Consider the following 17,605-nt stretch of genomic DNA (forward strand, 5'->3'; position numbering starts at 1 on the left):
CGCACGGTGAGGGTCTCGGTGATGTGTTTGCCGCGGGGCATGGTCGCCAGGAAGGGCGGCTTGTCGGCGATGCGGAGGAGTCGTTCCGACGTGTCCTCGACGGCCCGAAGGAGTACGGCGTCCTGCAGGCGGCAGCGCAGGTCGACTGGCTGCTCGCCCTCATCTACGCGCTGCTCGCACGCAGCGTGGTTATTGCCGTGTGGGGCATCATCGACACCCTCTGCCTGTCGATCATGAAACGCACCCACGAGCTCGGCATGCCGCAGACCGTCGGCAAGCAGCGCCACCAGATCCGCCGGAAGATCATCCTCGAGTTGGCCTACATCGGGGTGCTGGGAGCGCTCCTCGGCATCGTCAGGGGGTCCTGGCTCGTCCCTGGTCCGCGCCCTCGCGTCCCAGGGGATCAATCGCTGGTCCATCCCCTGGGAGCAGCTGGGCGTGGTGTTCCTCGCCGCGGTCGCGATTGGAGTCGTCGCGGCCCTGTGGCCGGCCCGCCGGGCGGTGCGGTCCTCCCTGTTGGCAGCTGTCGGGTAGGGGCGGAGCTGCAAATTCGGTGGGAGGCGGCTGCCAGTATGCTTTCCGGATCCTTTTGTTTCCGTGTGGTCTTCCCCGGCTCTGTGGGTGGAGGCGTCATTTGTCACCCTGTACGGGGGCAATGATGCCGCATCACGTGATGAAAAAAGGCACATCCTCCCGGGCCTGGTTAGGGTACTTGCCATGACCAATTCGCGTCGCCTCATCGCAGGCCTCATGTCCTCTGCCCTGGCAGCCTCCGTGCTCACCGCAGCACCGGCGAATGCTTGCACCTCCTCTTTCCTCGGCTCGTCCTTTTTCGGTTCCTCCTGCGCCAAGCCCCCGGTGAACCCGGAAGACCCGCAGGATCCCGAGGACCCGCAGGATCCGGAGGACCCGCAGGATCCCGAGGACCCGCAGGATCCCGAGGACCCGCAGGATCCGGAAGACCCGCAGGATCCCGAGGACCCGCAGGATCCGGAAGACCCGCAGGATCCGGAAGACCCGCAGGATCCGGAAGACCCGCAGGATCCGGCCCCGACCACCGATGACGTGCTGGCTGACCTCACCTCCGCCGTCGAGGCAGGGGGCCGCCAGGTCGAGGAGTCGCTCAGCGCCGCGGCTGCCGAACGCGCTAAGGCGATCAACCTGGACACCGAGTGGAACCAGGTCAACGCAGACGTCTCCTCAATCGAGGGAGGCTTCGGCACGACCGTGTACCGTGTCTCCAAGGACAAGGCCGCCTCCCTGGTGGCCCTGGCAGACACCTTCAAGCAGCCCAGCCCCTTCGTTGGCCTCCACGTCACCGAGACCACGGACTACTACTACGTCTACGTGGTCTAGAAGCTCACGGGCATTCGTCGAGTAGCTGCAGACGCTCCACCCCGCGGTGGAGCGTCTCGTGCTTTTTGCCGAACGCGAAGCGCACCTTGGAGCGCCAGGGTCCCGGGTCATCGCAGAACACCTGCACCGGAATGGCGGCCACCCCGATGCGGGCGGGCAGCTCGAGGCAGAAGTCCAGGCCGTCGCGGCCCTCCCCGATGTCGGCGATGACGAAGTAGGTGCCGTGGGTGTCGTGCACCGACAGACCCGCGGAGCGCAGGCCGTCGACGAGGATGTCGCGTCCGGTGGCCAACTCGGCGACCATGGCAGACAGCCACGGGCCCTCGTGGGTGAGGGCGTGCGCCACGGCGGGTTGGAAGGGGGTGGCACCGACGTAGGACATGAACTGCTTGGCGGTGACGACGGCGTCGAGAAGCGGTGCCGGGGCCAGCGCCCATCCGGTCTTCCAGCCGGTGACGTTGTAGGACTTCGCCGCGGAGGAGACGGTGACGGTGCGTTCCCGCATCCCGGGCAGGGAGGCGACGGCGGTGTGGGGGAGGGCGTCGAAAAGCAGATTCTCGTAGACCTCGTCGGAGAGCACGAGCAGGTCGTGCTCGACGCACACCTTCGCCAGCTCGCTCAGGGTCGCCCGCGAGAACACGGCGCCGGTGGGGTTGTGGGGGGAGTTGATGATGAGCATCGCCGTATCGGCCGTGATCGCGGCGCGGACGGCTGCGACGTCGACGGTCCAGGTGGCGCCGTCGGCAGCCAGGGGAACGGCGACGCGGCGGGCGCCGGCCAGCGCGATTGCCGCGGCGTAGGCGTCGTAATACGGCTCGAGGACGATGACCTCCGTGCCCGGCTCCACGAGCCCGAGTACCGCCGCGGAGATTGCCTCTGTGGCGCCGACGGTGATGAGGACCTCGGTGTCCGGATCGTAGTGCACACCGTGGTCACGGGCGCGCTGCGCGGCGACGGCCTCCCGCAGCACGGGCAGGCCGCGGCCGGGCCCGTACTGGTTGTTGCCTGCGCGGATCTCCTCGCAGGCGATCTCGAGCATGCGGGGCGGGCCGTCGGAATCCGGGAAGCCCTGCCCGAGGTTGACGGCATCGAATTCGACGGCGCGGGCGGACATCGTGGCGAAGACAGTTTCGCCGAACTCCCGGAGGCGGTGGACGGAACGGCTCATGCGATGACCTCTCTGGCGGGCGGGGGAGTAGTGCGGGACGGGATTGGCGTTTTTGGCGAATTCCGAATCACAATTCGCCAGAAACGAGCATCGGGCGGGAAGCAGGTCTATCGCGCCGAGCTACAGCACGAGCAGGTTGAACTTCGTGTCCTTGACCTCGTCGAGGCGCCGGCGGGCCTTCTCCAGGCGCGCCCACTGATCCTCCGGAATGGCCTTGCGGGCGGTGTTGACGATCTCCTGGTCCGGCGTGCCCCACGCGATCGGCATGGGCGAGATCTCGTCCCAGTGCTCCTGATCCCCGACGCTGCGGCGCCCCTGCACCGCGGCCACCGGCACGCGCATCCCCAGCTTCGGCTCCTGGATCCCCTCGATGCGGGTGACGGTGCGCAGCGCGGCGCCCCATCGCGGCGGGGCCTGCGGGTTGACGTTGGTGTTCACCAGCGCCATGAGCACGTAGTCCCGCTCGTTGACCTCGGCGATGACGGCCGGGGCCAGCGGGTACGTGTCGTAGAGGTCCTGGGCGCCGCCGACCTTGCGCGGCACGACGACCGCGAGGAAGAAGCACAGCAGCGCGAAGGTCAGCGCGATGATCCCGCCGATGAGGCCCAGCGGTGACTCCACGCCGAGGAAGGCGAAGAGCAGGGCGGCGGCGATGGCCAGGAGGATGCCGAACACGACCGCCGAGACCTGCAGCCGCTTGGTGTCCTTGAGCATCTCGTTGTTCTTCTTCGCGAACGCCTCGTCCACCGGGAACGTGAATACCTTCATGGGTGCCAGCCTAATCCAGCTGCTCGAGGTCGTCGGCATCGACGATCCGGTAGGCGTAGCCCTGCTCGGCGAGGAAGCGCTGGCGGTGGGCGGCGTAGTCGGAGTCGAGGGTGTCGCGGGAGACGATGGAGTAGAAGTGCGCCTCGCCGCCGTCGGCCTTGGGGCGCAGCAGCCGTCCGAGGCGCTGGGCCTCCTCCTGCCGGGAGCCGAAGGTGCCGGACACCTGGATGGCGACGGCCGCCTCCGGCAGGTCGATGGAGAAGTTGGCCACCTTGCTTACCACAAGGACGGAGATCTCCCCGGTGCGGAACTGTTGGAAGAGCTCCTCGCGACGTCGAGTGGAGGTGCGGCCCTCGACGAGGGGGGCGTCGAAACGCTCGCTGAGCTCCTCGAGCTGGTCGAGGTAGGCGCCGATGATGAGCGTCGGCTGTCCGGCGTGCCGGGCGAGCAGCTTCTCGACGACCCGCATCTTCCCGTCCGCACTCGCCGCCAGGCGGTAGCGGTCCGCGCTTTCCGCGGTGGCGTAGACCATGCGCTCGGCCTCGCTCATGGTGGTGCGCACCTCGACGCACTCGGCGGAGGCGATGAAGCCCATGGCCTCTATGTCCTTCCAGGGGGCGTCGTAACGCTTGGGCCCGATGAGGGAGAAGACGTCGCCCTCGCGGCCGTCCTCGCGCACGAGCGTGGCGGTGAGGCCGAGACGGCGGCGGGACTGCAGGTCGGAGGTCATGCGGAAGACGGGCGCGGGCAACAGGTGAACCTCGTCGTAGATGATCAGGCCCCAGTCACGGGAGTCGAAGAGCTCGAGCGCGCGGTATTCCCCCTGCGTGCGGCGGGTGACCACCTGGTAGGTGGCGATGGTGACGGGGCGGATCTCCTTGCGTTCGCCGGAGTATTCGCCGATCTCGTCCTCGGTGAGGGTGGTGCGGCGCAACAGTTCGCTGCGCCACTGTCGGCCGGCGACGGTGTTGGTCACCAGGATGAGGGTGGTCGCCTGGGCACGCGCCATCGAGGCCGCGCCGACCATCGTCTTGCCCGCCCCGCACGGCAGGACGACGACCCCGGAGCCGCCCTCCCAGAAGGAGTCGGCGGCGTAGCGCTGGTAGTCGCGCAGCTCCCAGTCCTCGTTCTCGGTGGACAGGGCGATGGGGTGGGATTCGCCGTCGACGTAGCCCGCCAGGTCCTCCGCCGGCCAGCCCACCTTGAGAAGCTCCTGCTTGAGGCGGCCGCGCTCGGAGGGGTGGACGGGGATGTTGTGCTCGTCGATGGGGGTGCCGAGCATCGGCGTGATCTTCCGCTGCCGCTGCAGCTCCGCGAGGATCGCGGGTTCGGCGGACTCCAGCACCAGCCCGTGGGCGGGGTGCTTGTGCAGGCGCACGCGCCCGTAGCGGGACATCGTCTCGGCGACGTCGATAAGCAGCGGCTGCGGCACCGGGAAGCGGGAGTAGCGCTCGAGGACGTCGACGACCTGCTCGGCGTCATGCCCCGCGGCGCGGGCGTTCCACAGAGCCAGCGGCGTGATGCGGTAGGTGTGGACGTGCTCCGGGGCGCGCTCCAGCTCCGCGAAGGGGGCGAGCGCGGCGCGGGCCTCGGCGGCTGCGGCGTGGTCGATCTCCAGCAGCACCGTCTTGTCCGACTGCACGATCAGGGGTCCGTCACCAAAAGCCATGCGGACCATTATGTCCTAACCCAGGAGCACCTCGGTGATCCGGTGAAGCGTGAAGCGCTGCACCTGCCCGGTCACCTCGTCGAGCGCGTCGACCTGCCCGCCCGTCACCGTCAGCGGCGTCACCGTCCGATGGACGGCGCGCCCGTGCTTATCGACGAACCCCAGCGTCACCGAACGCCCACCCCGCGCGGCGGCCTGCAGAATGGCGAGCGTGGTGCGCGTGTCCTCCGGGGTCACGGCCTCGCCCGCGTCGTGGCGGCGGATGGCGGCCACCGCGGCGGTGATGCGTGCTTCCTCCAGCTGCCGCGGCTGCCGGCGGGGGATGTCCCGGGACGGCAGGCGCGCGGGCGCCGGGCGGATATCCAGCGCCGCGCCGGTGGCGTCCTCGGCCACGGGCTGGAAACCGGCGGCCCGCAGTTCCTCGATCACCCGCACCAGCGGCGCCAGGGCGACGGCGACCGTCGGGGCGATGAGCCGCAGGGCGACGCTCTCCGCCGCCGGGGTGCGTACCGCCTCGGCCAACAGGGCCGGATCATCGCAGCGCAGGTAGGCCAGCGCCGGGCCGCCGCGGAGGGTGCCGTGGCGGCGGGCGACATCGTCGATGAGATAGAGGATGGACTGCGGGACCTCGCCCAGTGTGTGGTCGGCGAGCCAGTCCCGGAGCTGCTCCGCGGTGCGCCCGGCGTCCAGGGCCCTCCGGAGAGACGCGTCGCTGACGCGGTACACACTGGCCAGGCCGGCGGATTCGAGGTCGCCGAGCAGATCGAGCTCCGTCTGCAGCGCCCGCGGCAAGGGCCCCGGGGCGAGGATGGTCATGTCGCCCTGCGGGATGAGCCGCTCCACCGTGCCCGGGGTGACCTCGGCGGCCACCGCCAGGGGATCCGCCGCCGGGTCGAGCAGGGCGCGGAGCAGGGAGGTCGCGGTCCCGCCGGCCAGCAGGCCGATCCAGTGCGCCTCCGCGACGAGGGCGGAGACGGTCTCCTCCGGCAGGAGGGTGGCGGCGATGGGGTGGGAGAAGAAGAAGTCGTCGCGTACCTGCCCGTCATCGAGCGCGACCCCGGCCGGGGCCAGGGCGAACTGCCCGATGACCATGCTGCGCTGCTCCACCAGCGGAGGCCGCTGCATGGACTCGGACAGCAGCCGCACCGGCGCCTTCTTCTCGTCCGGGGTGCCCACCAGCCACGGCGCCCACGGGGATTCCCACCACCCGAGCGCCATGGTGAGCCAGCGGGTGGCCAGGTCCGCCTCCAGCCACTCATCCGCCGCAACCGTCGGGGCCAGCACATCCTCATCATTGACATCGCCTCGGCTGAGCAGTCCCGCCGCCACCCCGAGGCTGACGAGGCGGTGGATCTCTTCCTCGCTCACGCCGAGGGCGCGGGCCAGGGCCGTCACCGCGCGCACGCCGACGCCGCCCTCCTTGAGCAGGGGAGAGGGCTCCACCCCGAGCAGTTCGATGAGGTGGCGCAGATGCCGCGCCACCTCCAGTCCGGCGGCGGCCCCGTTCTGGTCCGCCCGGTCGCGGGCCCGCTCATCGGCCAGCACCTCGCCCCGCAGGCGGACCGAGGGGGTGAGCGGGCGGCGCGTGACGTCCTGGCCCCGCAGCGCGGCGCGCACCCGCCGGGGCAGGCGCACCGTGGAGGCGTCGACGCGGATGAGCAGGCCGGCGGTGATGAGCTCCGCAATGGGATGGGTGGGATCGGCGTCCGGTGCCGCGTGCTTCGTCCGCCCGACACCCCCGGAGGCGGTGAGCGTGTCGAGGATCGCGCGCTGCTTCTCCGACAACCCCTCCACCGAGACCACGTCCGGGGCGTCGTCGAGCAGCTGCCAGTCGGTGGGCAGGGAGGCCATGGCCTCGCCGGTGACGCTGAGAGCCTGGTCCGGGCCGTAGAGGAGGGCCAGCCCGCGCAGCCGGTCGATCGCGTCGGACACCAGTTCCGGGTCCGCGGGGACGTGGTCGATGATGTCGTCCCGGGTGACCGCGTCCAGCTCACCGCCGAGGTTGGCGGCGGCCTCCACCGTGGCAAGCTCGAGGGCGTTGAGCGCGCGCATCGCCCGGCCCACCGACGCGCGGAGCTGCAGACGGGCCGCCAAGGGGGTGATGCCCGGGGGGAGGGGCAGGGCGACATCCGGGCGGGAGCGCAGGAGATTCGCCAGCTCGTGGTCATCTCGCTCGCTCAACCAGGTGCGGAAATCGGGGATTTCGGGGGTGGCAGACATGGTGAGAACGATTTTAGTTGCAGTTCAAGTTACTTTTCCGCCCGAGGTTTGCAACAATATGGGGCATGTCTAACGTTGAGAAGAGCGGCTACGTCGATCCGGGCTGGCCCAAGCACATCCCGCGTACCGACGGCCACGTGGTGACCGAAATTACCTCCACCTTCGCTGGCGCGTCCAGCCCTTACGGTGACGACCTGGTTCTGCCGATGCCGGCCGAGGAACTGGGCTACGTTCACCCGCATACCCGCATCAACAAGTAGAGCGCTCACGCGCCGCTGATCCCCCGGGCCACACATCCTCGTGTGTGGCCCGGGGGATCTGTGCTTTATCCCGTCCTGAGGGCGGTGCCGGAATCAACAACGCCCCACCGGGGATCCGGTGGGGCGTCGAGAAGCTTCTTAGAGGCCGACGATGGCGTCGATGGCGCCACGGTTCGCGCCGTAGAAGGCGTCGAAGTTGTTGCGGTTGGCACCGTAGGCGGCCTCGATGGCGCCCGGGACCGGCAGGCCGTGGGAGGCCAGGGAGCCGCGGATGTGGTTGTACAGGGCGTCGACGGCGAGGCCCTCGGAGCTGGCCTCGGCCTGCTGGACGACCTGCTGGACCTGTGCCGGGGCCTGGGCGGCCACGGAGCGCGGGGTCGGGGCGGAGTTCAGGCCCAGACGTGCGGAGCAGGAGGGCCAGGCGCCCCAGCCCTGTCCGGCGAGGGTGCGCTCGGCAACGGCGATCTGCTGCTCGCGGGTGGCCTGGTAGGCGTAGGGGGCGAACTCGCCGCCGCCGTAGGCGCGCCAGGTGGAGGGGGAGAACTGGAGGCCACCGTGGTAGCCGTTACCGGTGTTGATGTGCCAGTTGCCGCCGGCCTCGCAGGCTGCGAGACGGTCCCAGTCGGAATCCGGGGCAGCGGAGGCGGCCGGGGCCAGCAGCGCCGCGGCGGTGCCGAAGGCGGCGGTGGTGGCGGCGAGCTTGGCGGCGGTGGAGACGGTCTTGCGGGTGTGACGTGCCATGGTGGTGTGTTCCTCTCATGTTGACGCCTGCGAGGTGAGCTGTCGGGTTCGGGCGGAGGATCACTGTGTCACAGTGCCCGGCCTCCGTAAGGAGGCTTCACCCCGAGGAAGGCAGCTGGTGCTGCCAGCCGGTGCGGACCTGGTGGGCCCGCGGTGGTTTCCCCGCCCCTGTCCACATGTTGTTCACGTTTCGGATGCACGTTCTGCGCAGTGATCCGCCTCCCGGACAGGGTTCGGCGTGGGTGGCGGTGTCTGTTACTGCGCTGTGCCTGCCGGTCAGACTAGCGGTTTATAACGTTTCAGTCACGTCCAACTCTCGAATTGGTGGCGAAATCATGAGCGTTCCTGAGATTGGGCGAAGAATGTGCAGGTCACGGCCGCCCCATGCCGCACTGTGATTAATATCACAACAGTGGCCCGCGCAATCGAGCGGGCCGCACGACGAAATAGTGGCACCACTCGTGGCGGGGGTATACTCGTCCGTTCACGATCAACCAGATCAACACCAGCAACACCAACGAAGGGAATGGTGAACACAGTGCCGATCGGCAAGGTGAAGTGGTACGACGCCGAGAAGGGCTTCGGGTTCGTCTCCAACCCGGGAGACGAGGATGTGTACGTGGGCAAGCAGGTGCTGCCGGAGGGCGTGGAGGAACTCGTCGCCGGCCAGCGCATTGAATTCGATTTCGCTGCCGGACGCCGGGGGCCGCAGGCGCTGCGGGTCAAGGTGCTCGACACCCCGCGTCGCCGCGCGGCGAACCGCCGTCAGCCGGAGGAGCTGGGCAGCATGATCCAGGACCTCATCACGGTCCTCGAGTCGCAGGTCCAGCCGGGCCTGGCCGCCGGCCGCTACCCGGACCGCCCGGTGGGCCGTCAGGTGGCGGAGATCCTCCGCGTCGTGGCGAAGGAGCTTGACGCCTAGCTCATGGGGCGTCTTCCATGGTGCTCAGGGACCATACGGTGGCGTACGGGGTCTCCTCATCGTGGGCATCCCGGCCGATCATGGCGGAGGAGATCTCCACGACCATGAGCCGGGGGCGGGGGTCTCCGTCGGCGACGGGGTCGACGGATCCGGGGATCTCCACGGTGGTCGCGTCGTAGGCGCCGTGGAACTGCTGGTCATTGGCCGCCGGATCGTCGTAGATGAGCAGCAGCTGCCAGTCGTGGTCGTGGATGTCCTCGGGGATCTCGAGCACCAGGGTGCCGTCCGCCGCGACGGGCAGGTTCGGCACCTCGCCCTCCGGGCACTCCAGACCCGGCTCGCACACGATGTAGGGGAAGACCTCGATCCGCTCACTGCCGTTGTCGGCGGTGACGGCGACGTCGTGGGGCTGCGGACCCGGGCGGTTGTTCCACCAGTTCTGGGCGAGCACCGCCGCCACGACGACGATCACGACAGCGACCAGGAGGGTGAGGAACTGCAGCAGCGCCTTCTGGCGCGCCTTCTTCGGGGAGGCCATGGCTGTTGATCCTACCCAGCGGGCACGAACTCGACCTCGTAAAGGTCGGGCCAGCGTTTGCCGGTGAGCAGGAAGCGGTCGGTGCCCGGCAGGTGGGCGACGCCGTTGAGGACGTGGTTGGGGTCGGGCCGCGCGTTGTTCGGCAGCACGGAGCCGTCGATGACGGCGGTGACGGCGCCGGAGGCGGCGTCGATACGCAGGATGTCCGTCCCGAGGAAGACGTTGGCGTAGACGTCCCCGTCGACGCACTCGAGTTCGTTGAGGCCCTCCTGCGCCACCCCCTCGAGGGTGACGTCAACACGGTCGCGCTCGGCGAAGGTGTCGGGATCCAGGCGGCGCAGCTGGGAGGTGCCGTCCGACATGATGAGCTCGCTGCCGGTGGAGCACAGGCCCCAGCCCTCACCGGGGTAGCTGACGCGTCCGATCTCCTCCAGGGTCTCAGCATCACGCTGCACGGCGGTGTGGTCCTGCCAGGTCAGCTGCCAGATGTGGTCACCGTGGCGGGTGATGCCCTCCCCGAACCACGTGGGGTCGAGGTCGACGGAGGCCAGCTCCTCGCCGTCGAGGGTGGCGCGGTAGAGGCGGGACTCCGCGTACCAGCCGGTGCCGACGAGCAGGGTGCCGTCGTCCTCGACCTCGAGCCCCTGGGTGAAGCTTTCGGGGTTGAAGGGGTGGGTCGCCACGATCTGCGGCACGAGCTTTTCAACGGCGGGTTCCTCCGCCGCCGCGCACGCGCTGAGGGCTGTCAGGGCTGTCAGGGCGGTGAGCGAGCAGCCGGCGACGGCGACGCGGAACACGGGCGGGACACTCATGACGCTCATTGTGCCGCATATGGCCCATAATGAGGGCGTGTCCCCTCAACATCGTCGTTCCCAGAATCCGCTTCTCGACGCCCACGCCGTCGACCTCGCCCGCACCGCCCTGGAGGAACTCGGGGACGGCCCCGTCGGTGAGCACATCGGGGTGCAGGGCCTGACGCGGAACGTGGCGACCCACCGCTTCGCCGCCGAGGTCCCCGGCTACAGCGGCTGGGAGTGGAACGCGGTGCTGGCGTGTGCCTCCGGCTCCCGCTACGTCACCGTCAACGAGGTGGCCCTCGTGCCCGCCCCCTCCGGCGATGCCCTTCGCGCGCCCGAGTGGGTCCCGTGGTCCGAGCGCATCCGCCCGGGCGACCTGGGGCCCGGCGACATCATGCCGCCGGAACCGGGCGATAGCCGCCTGAGCACCGACGCGGAGGGCCGGACCGTCCTCTCGCGGCAGGGGCTGGAGGCGGCCCGCCAGCGCTGGGCCACCGGGGATTACGGGCCGACCAGTGAATTCGCGGAGAAGTCCACCCTCCACTGCAGGACCTGCGCCTTCTTCGTCGGGGTGGGGGAGCCCCTGGGGCGGAACTTCGGGGCCTGCGTCAACGAGTACTCCGCCGACGGGCACGTCGTGCACGCCACCTACGGTTGCGGCGCCCACTCCGAGACCCCGCCCGACACCCTCCTGGACGAGGCCCCCGACGCCTTCGACGACGAGTCCCCCATCTTCTAGACCTCCCCGGCCCGCTCCCACATCAGCTCGTTGATCTCCCGGTGGGTCGGTGCCCCCATCCGGGGCCGGTTCATCTCCCGCGGGGGGAGCACCGAGCCGTATTCGAGCCAGCCGGTGATCTGTCGAACGCCCTCGACGGAGCTGAGCAGCCACGTCTCGTTGCCGCGCAGCTGCGGCATGGTGAAGCCCTCCGGGTGCTCAACAACACTCACCCCGGCCTCTGTGAGCAGTTCGAGTGCCGCGTTGAGCGTGATCGATTCCGCCGTCCGCGGGTGGCTGGAGACGTGGGCCGCGCCGTCCCGCAGGAAGAGGAGGGCGGAGAAGATGCCGGAGATGACCATGCCGCGGTCGTCGAGAAGCAGGCCGGCGTCGGAGCCGGAGTTGCGCAGCATGTGGAGGTGACGCATCTGCCAGCCGTAGTCCGGCCCCTTGCGGGTGGGGTGTCGGCGCTGGTCAGGGATGCCTTCGGCGTCGACCGTGACCTCCTCGCGCGGCATGATCGCCGGGTGCAGATCCACCGTGATCGTCGTCCGCCCGACCTGGATGTGGGGGCGGAAGACGCCGGGACCGGCCTCCCGGAGCTGGGTCCGGACCTGGTCGACGGCGAACGGGTTGTAGGCGGCCTCCGTGCGGAGCCGATCGAGGTGATCATCCAGATTCGGGACGTGACCGTCGCGCATCATGAAGGTCAAGGTGTACAACACAGGGCAACTCCTTCGCTCAGGTGCGCCCATGAATCTACCTAAGTTTTGTGGAAACGACGCTGAGGTGAGAAATTTACGACGTAGCAACAACTTCATTCACCGTTGAACCTGAACAGGGGAACCACATGAGCACACCCGTGCAGCCCGCCGTGGAGCCTGTGGAGGAGCCGGGTCGGGGCAGCCTCGACCGCTTCTTCCACATCAAGGCCCGGGGGTCGAGTGTCGGCACCGAGATCCGGGCCGGCGTCGTCACCTTCTTCGCGATGGCCTACATCATCATCCTCAACCCGCTGATCATCGGCACCACCGCCGACGTCAACGGCACCACCCTCGGGGTTCCCCAGGTCGCGGCCGTCACCGCCCTCACCGCCGGCGTGATGACCATCGCCTTCGGCTTCATCGCCCGCTACCCCTTCGGGATCGCGGCGGGCCTCGGCCTCAACACCCTGGTGGCCGTGACCATGGTCGCCGGTGAGGGCCTGACCTGGGCGGAGGCCATGGGCCTCGTCGTCATCGACGGCATCATCATCGTGCTGCTCGCCGTGTCCGGCTTCCGTTCCGCCGTGTTCAAGGCCATCCCCGCCTCCATGAAGGCCGCGATGGGCGTGGGCATCGGCATGTTCATCGCCATGATCGGCCTGGTCGACGCCGGTTTCGTCCGCCGCATCCCCGACGCCGCAGGCACCACTGTCCCCGTCGGCCTGGGCATCGACGGCTCCATCAGCTCCTGGCCGACCTTCACCTTCATCATCGGCCTCATCATCTGTGGATTCCTCGTGGTCCGCCGGATCCGCGGCGGCCTGTTCCTGGGCATCCTGGCCACGACGATCATCGCCATGATCATCGAGTCCGCCTTCCGCTCCGGCCCCTCCTTCGTCGACGGCGCCCCCAACCCGGGCGGCTGGTCGCTGGCCGTGCCGGTCCTGCCGGAGGGCTTCGGCGGCCTGCCGGACCTCTCCCTCGTCGGCGCCGTCGACCTGTTCGGCGCCTTTACCCGCGTCGGCGTCCTCGCCGCCTCCCTGCTGGTGTTCACCCTGGTGCTGGCCAACTTCTTCGACGCCATGGGCACCATGACCGCCCTGGGCAAGCAGGGCAACCTGGTCGGCCCGGACGGCGTGCTGCCGGACATGAAGAAGGCCCTGGTCGTCGAGGGCTTCGGCGCCATCGTCGGCGGTGCCACCTCCTCGTCCTCGGCCACGGTCTACGCCGACTCCTCCGCGGGCGTCGCCGACGGCGCGCGCACCGGCCTGGCGAACATCGTCACCGGCGTGCTCTTCCTGCTGGCCATGTTCCTCACCCCGCTCTACGAGGTCGTGCCCATCGAGGCCGCTGCGCCGGTGCTGGTCATCGTCGGTGCCCTCATGATCGCCCAGATCGTCGACATCGAGTGGACCCAGTTCCACATCGCCCTGCCGGCCTTCCTCACCATCGTGGTCATGCCGTTCACCTACTCCATCGCCAACGGCATCGGTGTCGGCTTCATCGCCTTCTCGCTCATGGCCGTCGCCGCCGGCAAGGCGAAGGAGGTCCACTGGATCATGTGGCTCGTCTCCGCCCTCTTCGTCGTCTTCTTCGCCATGGATCCGCTCCTCGAGGCGATCGGTTGATGCGCCTGCGTATCGACGACCCCGCCGACCCCCGCCTCGACGACATCCGGGACCTCAACCGTTCGGATGTCGCGGAGCGCCGCCTCGTCATCGCCGAGGGCCCGCTCGTCGTGGGGCGTCTGCTGGAGTCACGCTTCCCGGTACGCTCCATCGTCGGTTTCGGGCCGCGTCTCGACGCCCTCGCGGCCCCCGCCGACATCCCGCAGTACGAGGTCACCCGCGAGACCCTCGCGGAGGCGGCCGGTTTCGACATGCACCGCGGCCTGTTGGCCGTCGCGGACCGCGCCTCGGAGATCCCCCTGAGCGAGATCCTCGCCACCGCGCGCACCGTCGTCGTGCTCGAGGGGGTGGGGGACCACGAGAACATCGGCTCGATGTTCCGCAACGCGGCCGGCATGGGCGTGGACGCCATCCTCTTCGGCAACGGCTGCGGCGACCCGCTCTACCGGCGCGTGGTGCGCGTGTCCATGGGGCACGTCCTCCGCCTGCCGTACGCGCACCTGGAGGGCGGCTACACCACGTGGCAGCGCTCGTTGCAGCAGCTTCGCGACGCCGGCTTCCACCTCGTCTCCCTCACCCCCGACCCGGAGGCCGCCCACCTGGCGGACGCCCTCGCGGGCCGGGACAAGGTCGCCCTGCTGGTCGGCGCCGAAGGGCCGGGGCTCACCGAGCACGCCATGCGCGCCACCGACATCCGCGCTCGCATCCCCATGGCGGAGGGCACGGATTCCCTCAACCTGGCCACGGCCGCGGCCATCGCGTTCTACGAACGCCTCAGCCGCGGTCCGAGTGCCTGATCTTTTCCTGCACCCACGTCCGCGCGGCGCGCAGGCCCCGCGCGGCGGCCACGCCGGTGCGGCGGGCGGCCGACAATGAGCGGTCCGCCCAGTGGGCGCGCTCCGGGGGGCCGGAGGGGGCGTCCTCGTAGTCGTCGTAGCCGCTGCTGAGGGGGGCAGCGGGGCGTCGAGAAGCGGCGTCCCGGCGGCGCGGGCCCTCCGGCACGCGCGGCGCCGGGCGCCCGTCGACGGCGTAGGCCACGACGTGGATGTCCGGGCCCTCCGGGGAGACGTCCACCCCGAGCCAGGCGCGCTGCGCCTCCGCCACCAGCTCGATAGGTTCGAAGGGCAGCGAGATCCCGCCGACGGACTCCGCGCGTTCCCCGGCCCAGAAGGGCGCCTCGAAGGGGGCGGGGAGCCCGACGTCCTCGTAGGTGCGGGTCCGCTCGGCGCACAGGGAACGCTTGAGCACCCCGCCGCGCCAGTGCGCGATACCGCCGTAGCCGCTCTCCGGATCCACCGCGAAGGCGAAGACCTCCGCCGCCGGCACGGAATCCAGCAGGCGGGGGTTGAGGTCCGAGAGCGCGGGGGAGTCGTGGAGCACCGTCTGCACGATGGTCACGCCCGGGAAACCGGCGACGTAGTACTCGCCGGCCGAGGCCTGCGCGGAGCGGTTGAGCGGGAACTCACCGATCGGCGTGATCGGCCAGGCCGGATTGAGCTGCGCCAGGAACTTCCGCCCGTACCCGCGGTCCGCCTTCGGCTCCGCCGCGATGACCCCCGCCGGGTCGGCGGCCGTGACGAACCACAGGGTGACGACACTCTCCACGACCCGGGCCCCCTAGTTCCGCGGACGCTTCGTGTTCGTGCGCACCCCGAGCAGGACGTCCTCCCAGTGCGGGGTCACCGCTTTCCGACGCCGCCGGGCAGGCGCCCGGTCCTCCGCCTCCGGGTGCTGCAGGAAATCCTCGCCCTCCAGCTCCTCGGGCACGACGTCGATCTCGGCGGTGTCCGCCTCCTCGTCCACGACGCGGGCGCCCCGCCCCACCGAGGTGAGCGTGCGCACCGGCTGCACGAAGTCCGGGTCGGTGAGATCCGCGGCCACCGCGTTGCGGGCCTCGGCGGTCGACTGCGAGCTCATGTGCCCGTGGATCGACCATTCGGCCTCGTTCTCCGAGAGCCCCGCGGTCCAGGACACGCGGGCCACCCACGTGCCGTCAGCCTCGCGGAAGGCGTCCCACTCCGTCTCCGTGACGGAATGCCCGCGGGCGGCGAAGGCGGCCGCCAGCACCTCCCACAGCGTCAGGCGGGCGGGGCCGTCCTCGCGCACCGGGTGGGCCTGCTTCGCCAGCTCCGCCATCCGCGCGCGCTCGAGCAGCACGGGGTGGGCGAAGGGCTCGACGCGCGCGGGAGCGACGCCCATCTCCTCCGCCAGTTCCGCCACGGAGGCGCCGGCGCGGACGCGCCCCTGGATCTCCCGCGGCCGCATGGTCAGCGGCGCCGTGAGCAGGGGATCAGGGGTGGGCAGCACGCGCTCGGGCACGGGCTCCGGGGCGGCCTCGGCGTCCGGCAGTTCCGCTTCCGGCTCCGGCACCTCGGCGGTGAGCAGGGCGCGGGTGGCGGCCAGGTCGAGGGAGGTGACGTCGAGGAAGAACTGCTCGTCGTCAGCGGTCCGCAGTACCAGGGAGGTGGCGGACGACTCGTCGGGGACGAGGAACAACTCGCGCATGCGTTCTCCTTCTCTCGTGATAAACACCACCCTAACGCAGACATGCGCCGGACCGTGTGAGGTCCGACGCATGTTGAGCTGCAGCTGGCGGGTACTACTTGGCGGCGACGCCCGAGTCGAGGACGTGATCGATCGCCTTGGTCAGCGTGACGACATCCTGGGAGTCGATGGCCGGGAACATGCCGATGCGCAGCTGGTTACGGCCCAGCTTGCGGTAGGGCTCGACGTCGAGAATGCCGTTGGCGCGCAGCACCTTGGCCAGGACGGTGGCGTCGACGGAGTCGTCGAAGTCGATGGTGCCGACCACGAGGGAACGCTTCGCCGGGTCCGTGACGTACGGGGTGGTCTCCGCGCGGGACTCGGCCCAGGAGTACAGGGCGTCGGAGGAGGCGGTGGTGCGCTGCACCATGCCGTCCAGGCCGCCGTTGTCGTTCATCCACTGCACCTGGTTGTCCAGCATGAGCATGGTGCCCACGGCCGGGGTGTTGTAGGTCTGGTTCTTCAGGGAGTTCTCGACAGCGGTCTGCAGGTCGAGGAACGCCGGGATGAAGCGACCGGAATCCTTGATCTTGGCGATGCGCTCCATGGCGGCCGGGGACATGGCGGCGAACCACAGGCCACCGTCGGAGGCGAAGCACTTCTGCGGGGAGAAGTAGTAGACGTCCGTGTCGGCGATGTCGACCGGGAGGCCGCCGGCGCCGGAGGTGGCGTCGATGACGATGAGGGAGCCCTCAGAGCCCGCCGGGCGCTGAATCGGCACCATGGCGCCGGTGGAGGTCTCGTTGTGGGCCCAGCCGATGACGTCGCAGCCCTCCATCGCCTGCGGCTCCGGGGCGTCGCCCGCCGGGGCCTCAATGACGGTCGGCTCGTCCAGCCACGGAGCCTGCTTGGAGGCCTTCGCAAACTTGGAGGAGAACTCGCCGTAGGACAGGTGGCCGGACTTCTTCTCGATGAGACCGAAGGTGGCGGCATCCCAGAACGCGGTCGCGCCACCGAGGGACAGGATGATCTCGTAGCCCTCGGGCAGGGAGAACAGGTCGGCCAGGCCCGCGCGGACGGAGCCGACGAGGTTCTTCACGGCCGGCTGACGGTGGGAGGTGCCGATGATGTCACGGCCGCCGTCGACGATGGCCTGCAGCTGCTCCGGGCGGACCTTGGAGGGGCCACAGCCGAAACGACCGTCGGCGGGGATGAGGTCTGCGGGGAGGGTGGGGAACTCGGTCATGGGCTGACGTCCCTTTCGTGGTCTGTGAAGTGCTGTCCAAACGAGATCCACCTTAGTATCTCCCCATCCGGGCGCTAACCGGAACCCACCCGTAGCCGCCGTCACCATCAACGGGGGTAGGGGATGGGGTGAACAAGGGGGCATATGCCAGCAAATTCACCGGGGGTGACCTGCTTTTCCGAAATCTGTTGCCTCCATCACATGATTTGCTAAACTGTGCCCTGGTCCACCAATTCGAGTGCCGTCTGGTTCCGCAGGGAGCAGCACAAACGCCTTGTGGTGGCAGCACAACTGCACACGATCGGTTCGCTTCCGGAACCCTCCACTCCGGTGGCGGGGGAGTCCGGCGGAGAATCCGTACACATCATCGTGACAGCGTCACCTAA

17 protein-coding genes, 1 pseudogene and 1 riboswitch are annotated in these 17,605 nt (G+C 69.5%); of the genes and pseudogenes, 7 read left to right on the plus strand and 11 right to left on the minus strand.

All coding sequences use genetic code 11. From position 1 onward, the window contains the following. Positions 1–233 precede the first annotated feature (233 nt). Both ACFPUZ_RS13230 and ACFPUZ_RS04545 read left to right on the plus strand, forming a co-directional pair. Positions 234–311: pseudogene (locus ACFPUZ_RS13230) on the plus strand (hypothetical protein); the annotation flags it as partial. Positions 312–717: 406 nt separating this feature from the next. Then, positions 718–1,356: a hypothetical protein gene (locus ACFPUZ_RS04545; protein ID WP_377000333.1), complete on the plus strand. Its 639-nt coding sequence runs from the start codon at positions 718–720 to the stop codon at positions 1,354–1,356. A 4-nt stretch (positions 1,357–1,360) separates the two neighbouring features. Here the strand turns inward: ACFPUZ_RS04545 and ACFPUZ_RS04550 are convergent, their stop codons facing one another. The 4 genes from ACFPUZ_RS04550 to ACFPUZ_RS04565 all read right to left on the minus strand — a co-directional run bounded on the left by ACFPUZ_RS04550 (position 1,361) and on the right by ACFPUZ_RS04565 (position 7,181). Further along, positions 1,361–2,524 carry a pyridoxal phosphate-dependent aminotransferase gene (locus ACFPUZ_RS04550; protein ID WP_377000335.1) on the minus strand — a complete coding sequence of 388 codons (1,164 nt, stop codon included), beginning with the start codon at positions 2,522–2,524 and terminating at the stop codon, positions 1,361–1,363. Positions 2,525–2,644: 120 nt separating this feature from the next. Beyond that, positions 2,645–3,292, minus strand: coding sequence for a DUF3239 domain-containing protein (locus ACFPUZ_RS04555; protein ID WP_377000337.1), 648 nt, complete (start codon positions 3,290–3,292; stop codon positions 2,645–2,647). Between the two features lie 10 nt (positions 3,293–3,302). Next, on the minus strand, positions 3,303–4,961 hold the full coding sequence (locus ACFPUZ_RS04560) for a DNA repair helicase XPB (RefSeq protein ID WP_377000339.1): 1,659 nt from the start codon (positions 4,959–4,961) through the stop codon (positions 3,303–3,305). A gap of 15 nt (positions 4,962–4,976) precedes the next feature. Further along, positions 4,977–7,181 (minus strand): helicase-associated domain-containing protein, encoded by a 2,205-nt coding sequence (locus ACFPUZ_RS04565; RefSeq protein WP_377000341.1) that lies wholly within the window; start codon positions 7,179–7,181, stop codon positions 4,977–4,979. Positions 7,182–7,246: 65 nt separating this feature from the next. Here ACFPUZ_RS04565 and ACFPUZ_RS04570 point away from each other — a divergent pair, with 65 nt between their 5' ends. Continuing rightward, positions 7,247–7,441, plus strand: a complete 195-nt coding sequence (locus ACFPUZ_RS04570) for a hypothetical protein (RefSeq protein WP_377000343.1) — start codon at positions 7,247–7,249, stop codon at positions 7,439–7,441. 138 nt (positions 7,442–7,579) lie between these two features. On the opposite strand, the gene ACFPUZ_RS04575 is transcribed toward ACFPUZ_RS04570, so the two are convergent. Beyond that, positions 7,580–8,182: a resuscitation-promoting factor Rpf1 domain-containing protein gene (locus ACFPUZ_RS04575; RefSeq protein WP_377000345.1), complete on the minus strand. Its 603-nt coding sequence runs from the start codon at positions 8,180–8,182 to the stop codon at positions 7,580–7,582. A 9-nt stretch (positions 8,183–8,191) separates the two neighbouring features. Beyond that, positions 8,192–8,380, minus strand: a riboswitch (cyclic di-AMP (ydaO/yuaA leader). 340 nt (positions 8,381–8,720) lie between these two features. On the opposite strand from ACFPUZ_RS04575, the gene ACFPUZ_RS04580 reads away from it, so the two are divergent. Beyond that, positions 8,721–9,104 (plus strand): cold-shock protein, encoded by a 384-nt coding sequence (locus ACFPUZ_RS04580; RefSeq protein WP_377000347.1) that lies wholly within the window; start codon positions 8,721–8,723, stop codon positions 9,102–9,104. 1 nt (position 9,105) lies between these two features. Here the strand turns inward: ACFPUZ_RS04580 and ACFPUZ_RS04585 are convergent, their stop codons facing one another. Together ACFPUZ_RS04585 and ACFPUZ_RS04590 are read right to left on the minus strand one after the other, a co-directional pair. Continuing rightward, entirely contained in the window at positions 9,106–9,642 is a 537-nt protein-coding gene (locus ACFPUZ_RS04585; RefSeq protein ID WP_377000349.1) for a DUF2771 domain-containing protein, read from the minus strand. 11 nt (positions 9,643–9,653) lie between these two features. Continuing rightward, complete coding sequence (locus ACFPUZ_RS04590) at positions 9,654–10,454, minus strand: glutaminyl-peptide cyclotransferase (protein ID WP_377000351.1); 801 nt, start codon at positions 10,452–10,454, stop codon at positions 9,654–9,656. Positions 10,455–10,473: 19 nt separating this feature from the next. Here ACFPUZ_RS04590 and ACFPUZ_RS04595 point away from each other — a divergent pair, with 19 nt between their 5' ends. Then, positions 10,474–11,178, plus strand: a complete 705-nt coding sequence (locus tag ACFPUZ_RS04595) for a DUF3027 domain-containing protein (protein WP_377000353.1) — start codon at positions 10,474–10,476, stop codon at positions 11,176–11,178. Here ACFPUZ_RS04595 and ACFPUZ_RS04600 read toward each other — a convergent pair. Beyond that, the gene (locus ACFPUZ_RS04600; protein ID WP_377000354.1) at positions 11,175–11,882 is read right to left on the minus strand and encodes an aminotransferase class IV; all 708 of its coding nucleotides are present in this window, start codon (positions 11,880–11,882) and stop codon (positions 11,175–11,177) included. The two genes, ACFPUZ_RS04595 and ACFPUZ_RS04600, sit on opposite strands and share 4 nt — an antisense overlap. A 125-nt stretch (positions 11,883–12,007) precedes the next feature. Here ACFPUZ_RS04600 and ACFPUZ_RS04605 point away from each other — a divergent pair, with 125 nt between their 5' ends. Together ACFPUZ_RS04605 and ACFPUZ_RS04610 are read left to right on the plus strand one after the other, a co-directional pair. Then, positions 12,008–13,489, plus strand: coding sequence for an NCS2 family permease (locus tag ACFPUZ_RS04605; protein ID WP_377000356.1), 1,482 nt, complete (start codon positions 12,008–12,010; stop codon positions 13,487–13,489). Next, positions 13,489–14,286: a TrmH family RNA methyltransferase gene (locus ACFPUZ_RS04610; RefSeq protein WP_377000358.1), complete on the plus strand. Its 798-nt coding sequence runs from the start codon at positions 13,489–13,491 to the stop codon at positions 14,284–14,286. Before ACFPUZ_RS04605 ends, ACFPUZ_RS04610 begins: the two co-directional genes overlap by 1 nt. Here ACFPUZ_RS04610 and ACFPUZ_RS04615 read toward each other — a convergent pair. The 3 genes from ACFPUZ_RS04615 to serC form a co-directional block, all read right to left on the minus strand. Continuing rightward, complete coding sequence (locus ACFPUZ_RS04615; protein WP_377000360.1) at positions 14,264–15,094, minus strand: DUF6928 family protein; 831 nt, start codon at positions 15,092–15,094, stop codon at positions 14,264–14,266. The genes ACFPUZ_RS04610 and ACFPUZ_RS04615 overlap by 23 nt on opposite strands. Before the next feature lie 12 nt (positions 15,095–15,106). Next, positions 15,107–15,994 carry a septation protein SepH gene (gene sepH / locus ACFPUZ_RS04620; RefSeq protein WP_377000362.1) on the minus strand — a complete coding sequence of 296 codons (888 nt, stop codon included), beginning with the start codon at positions 15,992–15,994 and terminating at the stop codon, positions 15,107–15,109. Positions 15,995–16,088: 94 nt separating this feature from the next. Then, positions 16,089–17,219, minus strand: a complete 1,131-nt coding sequence (serC, locus tag ACFPUZ_RS04625) for a phosphoserine transaminase (RefSeq protein WP_377000364.1) — start codon at positions 17,217–17,219, stop codon at positions 16,089–16,091. Positions 17,220–17,605: the final 386 nt, after the last annotated feature.

This window comes from Corynebacterium nasicanis (genome assembly GCF_042658165.1).
In the GTDB taxonomy this organism is placed as follows: domain Bacteria; phylum Actinomycetota; class Actinomycetes; order Mycobacteriales; family Mycobacteriaceae; genus Corynebacterium; species Corynebacterium nasicanis.